This is a genomic window from Vibrio sp. 11986-1-5 (assembly GCF_963878025.1).
Taxonomy (GTDB): domain Bacteria; phylum Pseudomonadota; class Gammaproteobacteria; order Enterobacterales; family Vibrionaceae; genus Vibrio; species Vibrio injensis.
In genome coordinates, this window is sequence record NZ_CAWNVW010000012.1 from 1 (window position 1) to 6,106 (window position 6,106).

6 protein-coding genes and 5 tRNA genes are annotated in these 6,106 nt (G+C 41.2%); 8 read left to right on the forward strand and 3 right to left on the reverse strand.

The genetic code is table 11. From position 1 onward, the window contains the following. Window positions 1–40: 40 nt before the first annotated feature. Window positions 41–117: transfer RNA gene (locus AACS00_RS05760), tRNA-Asp, on the forward strand. A 156-nt stretch (window positions 118–273) separates the two neighbouring features. Here the strand turns inward: AACS00_RS05760 and pssA are convergent. After that, a complete protein-coding gene (pssA, locus tag AACS00_RS05765; protein WP_072671527.1) occupies window positions 274–1,614 on the reverse strand; it encodes a CDP-diacylglycerol--serine O-phosphatidyltransferase in 1,341 nt (446 codons plus the stop codon). 89 nt (window positions 1,615–1,703) lie between these two features. Next, window positions 1,704–2,132 (reverse strand): GNAT family N-acetyltransferase, encoded by a 429-nt coding sequence (locus tag AACS00_RS05770; protein WP_375152966.1) that lies wholly within the window; start codon window positions 2,130–2,132, stop codon window positions 1,704–1,706. Between the two features lie 71 nt (window positions 2,133–2,203). Between AACS00_RS05770 and murB the strand changes: the two genes are divergently transcribed. Both murB and birA read left to right on the forward strand, forming a co-directional pair. After that, window positions 2,204–3,235 (forward strand): UDP-N-acetylmuramate dehydrogenase, encoded by a 1,032-nt coding sequence (gene murB / locus AACS00_RS05775; RefSeq protein ID WP_072671524.1) that lies wholly within the window; start codon window positions 2,204–2,206, stop codon window positions 3,233–3,235. A 13-nt stretch (window positions 3,236–3,248) separates the two neighbouring features. Then, a complete protein-coding gene (gene birA, locus AACS00_RS05780) occupies window positions 3,249–4,217 on the forward strand; it encodes a bifunctional biotin--[acetyl-CoA-carboxylase] ligase/biotin operon repressor BirA (protein WP_110168440.1) in 969 nt (322 codons plus the stop codon). A gap of 142 nt (window positions 4,218–4,359) precedes the next feature. Here birA and coaA read toward each other — a convergent pair whose 3' ends face one another. Then, window positions 4,360–5,283, reverse strand: a complete 924-nt coding sequence (coaA, locus tag AACS00_RS05785) for a type I pantothenate kinase (protein WP_072671521.1) — start codon at window positions 5,281–5,283, stop codon at window positions 4,360–4,362. Between the two features lie 205 nt (window positions 5,284–5,488). Here coaA and AACS00_RS05790 point away from each other — a divergent pair. The 5 genes from AACS00_RS05790 to AACS00_RS05810 all read left to right on the forward strand — a co-directional run. Continuing rightward, window positions 5,489–5,564: transfer RNA gene (locus AACS00_RS05790), tRNA-Thr, on the forward strand. Window positions 5,565–5,591: 27 nt separating this feature from the next. After that, window positions 5,592–5,676, forward strand: a tRNA-Tyr gene (locus tag AACS00_RS05795). Between the two features lie 35 nt (window positions 5,677–5,711). Next, window positions 5,712–5,786 (forward strand) — tRNA-Gly (locus AACS00_RS05800). Window positions 5,787–5,799: 13 nt separating this feature from the next. Beyond that, window positions 5,800–5,875: transfer RNA gene (locus AACS00_RS05805), tRNA-Thr, on the forward strand. Window positions 5,876–5,978: 103 nt separating this feature from the next. Continuing rightward, window positions 5,979–6,106: GTP-binding protein (locus AACS00_RS05810; RefSeq protein WP_249374306.1), on the forward strand; the 128-nt coding region annotated here is incomplete at its 3' end.

The following is a 6,106-nucleotide window of genomic DNA, read 5'->3' on the forward strand; positions in this document are numbered from 1 at the left end:
TAAAGCAGCCAATCAGACTTTATCGAGTAACAGACAATGTGGAGCGGTAGTTCAGTTGGTTAGAATACCGGCCTGTCACGCCGGGGGTCGCGGGTTCGAGTCCCGTCCGCTCCGCCACTGATAAAGAGTCCCTAGCAGCAATGCTGGGGATTTTTTATGGAATTAAGTTAGGGTGGCATTATTTCTTTTCTAGCCATCTGCTAGATATTGCAATACAGAATTAGCGTAAAAAAGCCGATAGTGAATCACTATCGGCTTTTTTTGCTCTTTTCTTTAAAGAATCTGTTTTAATACTCGGTCCGCTTTGACACGGGTAATTCTTTTCATTAGTCGCTGCACCACATCAGGGTAACTATCGAGCTTCTCAATTTGTTTGTAGGTACAGATTAATTGCGTATGTTGTAAAATGTTATCCATCTCTTTACTAAACTTATCAACGAGATGCCCGTGTTTATCTTGGATAAGTAACGCGTTCTCTAAATCGAGTTTCCATGCTCTTGGATTAAGATTATTGCCAGTGATTAGCATATAACGTTTATCTATCCAAATTCCCTTTAAATGGAAACTGTTGTCGCCATCTTTCCATAAATGAATGGATAGTTTTCGACTAGCAATATTAGCTTCATTAATTTTTGCAAAGCGGCGCAGATTGAGTTCATAGAGATAAGGTAAACCGCCAATGGTTTTAAAATCTTGCGAAGGTGCAATATAAAAATCATTTGCCGTTTTATCCCCAACAATAATATGAACGGTGACTCCTCGTTTAATCGCTTTTTTTACTTCTTTAGCGACAGATGGGGGAAAATTAAAATAAGGTGTACAGATGTAGATTTCTTGTTTTGCCTGAGCCAATAAATCAATGATGGTCTGATTAAGATGGTTTCGGCGTTTACCAATCCCAACCAGTGGGGTGACACCGACTTGATCAGCATTGAGTGTTTGTGCAGAAAAATCATAGTTCGCTTCAGCAAGCGTTGCACGAAACTGGCGAATATCGGTTTTGATCTCTTTTGTTTTGGGCCTATCTGTGCAAGATAATTCATTCACGGCCGGATGAGCCAATAATGTATGTTGAATGAAGTTAACCATAGTGTCAGCGAGAAGTTGATTATCTAAGGTATGATAGCGATCAAAGCGGTAACGTTCTTGATAGTGCAGGTAAACGTTATTAATACTCGCTCCGCTATAGATCACTTGGTCATCGATGATAAAGCCTTTGAGATGAAGCACGCCAAAGACTTCTCTTCCGCGAACCGGAATGCCATGTACAGGGATAGCATGTTGATAACGCTGTTTAAAGTCACAATACAGTGTTGCATTCCCTGCAGAGGCCTCAGCACCGATTAACCCGCGCTGAGCTCGATGCCAATCGACACAAATGTGAATATCTAATCCTGGATTACGCTGTTTAGCGTTATAAAGCTCAGTGAGTATTTCTCGTCCGGCATCGTCGTTTTCTAGGTATAAAGCCACTATATAGATGCGTTTACTGGCTAGACGAATAGACTCAATAAGATGAGTACGAAACTCTTGAGCTGACAGCAATACATCAAACTTATTAGGATCTTGCGCAATAGTGGGCAGTTGTTCGACTGTATTTCTACGAGCAATCATAGTGATGCTTTACCTTACGTATGTGCAAAATTGCGAGCAGGGTATATTACCAAAATAACGTGAATGATAGCTAGAAAAGAGCTCTATTCTTAACATAAGTCATCTTTATACATCATCGGAATAAGAGATTTACCACTCGCTTGGTAGCGCGTAAGCAGTGTTCGCAATTCTGCAGGAAGCTGGTCTGGACGCTGAGTATAAAAATTACCAAGTGTATAAAAGGATGTCAGATGCGAGTAAGCAAAACAATAGTCATTGTGTTTCAGTATGTTTTTTTTGCAGTAGAGCAATAATGCTTGCCCAATCCCTTTTGAACGCTCATCACTCACCACGGCCATACCAGTCAATAATCGATAATCAGCAATTGAGCGAAAACGAACAACGGCTTTGATATGGTGGTTTTCATAAGCCGCGATGATCAGCTCATCACTTTTCGGTTTAGCTGATGGATAGTGCTGTTTATAAAAACGTTTAATCAGGGGTAGCTTTAGCGTCTCTACGTGCTCAAAGTGAAGAATTGGTATTTGCATCTGTCTTATCAAAGTATCTGTTGTAGAATAGCATGAGTTTTATTTAGGCAAAGAGTCTCATGCAACTACATCATAATGCAAATCTTAAGTCTTATCATACTTTCGGTCTTGATCAGACTTGCCAATATTTAGCGGTAATTGAATCTGTCGATGATCTGATTGTACTGCATCAATCTGATGAGTGGGCTGATCGGCCGAAATTGATGTTAGGTAAGGGAAGCAATGTGTTATTTACCGAGCCTTACCAAGGCTTGGTGATGGTCAATCGCCTGTTAGGTATTGAGCATAGACAAGATGCTGACTTTCACTACTTACATGTTGCCGGCGGAGAAGATTGGCCAAGTTTAGTCGAATGGTCTATTCGGCAAGGTTTACCAGGATTAGAAAACTTAGCCTTGATCCCTGGCTGTGCTGGTTCTGCACCTATTCAAAATATTGGTGCTTATGGCATAGAATTTAAGGCGGTTTGTCATTATGTCGATTACTTGTGCTTAGAGAGTTTCACTATTAAAAGATTAAGCGTTTCTGACTGTCAATTCGGTTATCGTGACTCTATTTTCAAACAAGATTTATGTGGTAAAGCGCTTGTAGTTGCAGTAGGACTGCGCCTAAGTAAGGATTGGAGACCTCTTTTGTCTTACGGACCATTGCAAGCTTTGCCATCGACTTGTACGGCGGAGGATATCTATCACACCGTTTGTCAGGTGAGAAAAGATAAATTGCCTGATCCTACGGTAGTTGGTAATGCGGGTAGTTTTTTTAAAAATCCAGTGATTGATCAAACCTCGTTTGAGACTTTAAAAAAGCAGTATCCAAATCTGGTGGCTTACCCGACCGAACAAGGCGTTAAATTAGCCGCTGGTTGGCTTATTGAACAAGCCGGATTAAAGGGATATACCTTGGGGGGAGCGCAGGTGCACCCCAAACAAGCCTTAGTCATCATCAATAAGAATCGTGCTACCGCAGAAGATATTATTACTTTAGCAAAGCAAATATGTAAGACAGTGCATGATCAGTTTAATGTTAATCTTGAGCACGAAGTTCGTTTTATTGGTGCCGCTGAAGAAACTGACTTACGGGCGTTAAGTTAATTGAGAAAAAACAATGAAAGTTCATAGTGTTAAATTACGCTTATTAAAGATGCTCTCTGATGGACACTTTCACTCTGGTGAGTCATTAGGGGAGCAGTTTGGTATGTCTCGAGCTGCCATCAGTAAGCATATCCAAGGCATTCAACAGTGGGGGATGGATATTCATCGCGTGCAAGGTAAAGGATACCAGCTTGCTCGGCCATTGATGATGTTGGATGAAGATTACATTCGTTCTCAAGTAACTAACCCCGTTGAATTGCATCCTATTATTGATTCAACTAACCAATATTTATTAGACAATTCGAGCCTGATGCACTCTGGTACGGTTTGTCTTGCTGAATATCAAGATAAAGGGCGAGGCCGTCGTGGTCGGCATTGGGTATCGCCGTTTGGCGCTAATCTCTATTTCTCAATGTATTGGCGTTTAGACGCTGGTATGGCTGCTGCGATGGGCTTGAGCCTTGTTGTTGGGGTCGCGATAGTCGAAGCCCTTGAAGATATGGGGCTGACAGGGATTAAATTAAAATGGCCGAATGATCTTTATTATCAAGATCGTAAACTCGCGGGAATTTTGGTTGAAATGTCGGGTCAAGCTGGCGGAGCGGCTCACTTAGTGATTGGTATCGGCATGAATCTCATTATGCAAGATAAAAATCTGTCCATCGATCAGCCTTGGACGAGTTTGTCACATGTCACTGGTCAGGAGGATATTGATCGTAACCAACTGGTAATTAAGCTTATACAAGCTTTAAATCGGTCATTAGAAAATTATGAGCAGCACGGTATGCAAGAATTTGTTGAACGCTGGAATCGCTTGGACAATTTTTTAGGCCGTCGAGTTCATTTGCTGATCGGACCGAATAAAATTACCGGAATAGAGCGAGGTATTGATCCGAATGGGGCAGTTTTACTTGAAACTTCTGACGGAATAAAAAGTTATCTCGGTGGTGAGATTTCTTTACGAAAAGGTGACGACGAGTAAATAGTAGTCTTTAAATAGTTGGCTAATAGTGAATAGGTTCTAGTGTAATCATTTGATATTATAGTAGAAAATGACTTCCCTTCGTTGCGCTGCACAAGGTCGAGTCATTTTCAATTTCAGTTGAGTGATCGTATCGATAAATTTATTTTCGTAACAGCACTTCTTCGACATTATGGCAAAGCCCTTTCCTTAAAATTAATTGAGCCCGTTCTTTGGTGGGTAAAATATTTTCTTGAAGGTTTTTACCATTGATAGAATTCCAGATATGTTGTGCTTTGGCTTTGGCTTCTTGTTCAGTCAATTGCGTGTAATGATTGAAGTATGATTCTGGTTTTTTAAAAGCCCCATGACGAAATTTCATAAAACGATCAACGTACCATTTTTCAATTAATTCGGCATCGGCATCCACATAAATAGAAAAGTCTAAAAAATCAGAGATAAATACCCGATGTGGATCATGAGGGTAATCCATCCCGCTTTGTAAAACGTTTAACCCTTCAATAATTAAGACATCTGGACGATCAACCACTTTCTGTTCGGAGGTGATGTCATAAGTCAAATGTGAGTAGATAGGTGCAATAACATGAGGTTGTCCTGCTTTTACATCAGAAACAAACTGCACTAGGCGTCGAATATCGTATGATTCTGGAAAGCCTTTCTTATGCATAATGTTGCGTTCGTGCAAGATTCTATTAGGGTAGAGAAAGCCATCAGTGGTGATTAACTCAACTTTAGGATGGTTCTCCCAACGAGAGAGTAATGCTCTCAATAAGCGCGCGGTTGTACTTTTACCGACCGCTACGCTACCAGCGATACCAATGATAAATGGAGGTGCTTTCTCTGCATGGCCTAAAAATTGGTTAAGAACGGTATTACGACTTTGTCTAGCGGCCACATACAAATTCAATAACCTTGCTAGAGGGAGATAAATTTCTACCGCTTCTTTCATCGTTAGACTTTCATTAATACCTTGTAATTCTTGTAGATCATGTTCTGACAGAGTCATAGTGACTGAGTTACGTAACTCAGCCCATTGGTGACGAGCAAAAGATAAATAGGGGCTCATAAAAGGTTCAGTCATAGTGTTAGAAGAAGCAGGCAACATACAATATGCGACTAAGATTGCAAATCAGAAACACACTAGAATTGGCGATTAAGCAAAAAAATGAATAAAAAAACAACGAATAGACCTAAAGCGAATAAAATTTGTTTTTTTTTATCGATTAGGCTTGCAAGCATTAAGATCATTCAATAGAATGCGCCCCACTTATGCCGACTTAGCTCAGTAGGTAGAGCAACTGACTTGTAATCAGTAGGTCACCAGTTCGATTCCGGTAGTCGGCACCATCTTCCTTAGTAAGAAGATGAAAATTTGGAGGGGTTCCCGAGTGGCCAAAGGGAGCAGACTGTAAATCTGCCGGCTCCGCCTTCGATGGTTCGAATCCGTCCCCCTCCACCATATTGTAAAGGAAATAGCTCACAGAGTTACGTGTTGCGGGCATCGTATAATGGCTATTACCTCAGCCTTCCAAGCTGATGATGCGGGTTCGATTCCCGCTGCCCGCTCCACTCATTTTAGAGTGCTGATATAGCTCAGGTGGTAGAGCGCATCCTTGGTAAGGATGAGGTCGGCAGTTCGAGTCTGCCTATCAGCACCAGCTCTAAGCAAAGATTTCCATTTACTGTATAATTATTACCGAACTTTTTTGGTTGCGTGGTCATAAACAAAGCCACATACATCCGTACCTAGAGGGACAACTCATGTCTAAAGCAAAATTTGAACGTACGAAACCGCACGTAAACGTTGGTACTATCGGCCACGTTGACCACGGTAAAACCACTCTAACAGCAGCTATCTGTACTGTACTTGCAAAAGTATACGGCGGTGA

Coding starts and splice junctions, on each gene's coding strand:
- pssA (WP_072671527.1), bottom strand. CDS start 1,614: ATGATTGCTCGTAGAAATACAGTCGAACAACTGCCCACTATTGCGCAA.
- murB (WP_072671524.1), top strand. CDS start 2,204: ATGCAACTACATCATAATGCAAATCTTAAGTCTTATCATACTTTCGGT.
- birA (WP_110168440.1), top strand. CDS start 3,249: ATGAAAGTTCATAGTGTTAAATTACGCTTATTAAAGATGCTCTCTGAT.
- coaA (WP_072671521.1), bottom strand. CDS start 5,283: ATGAGCCCCTATTTATCTTTTGCTCGTCACCAATGGGCTGAGTTACGT.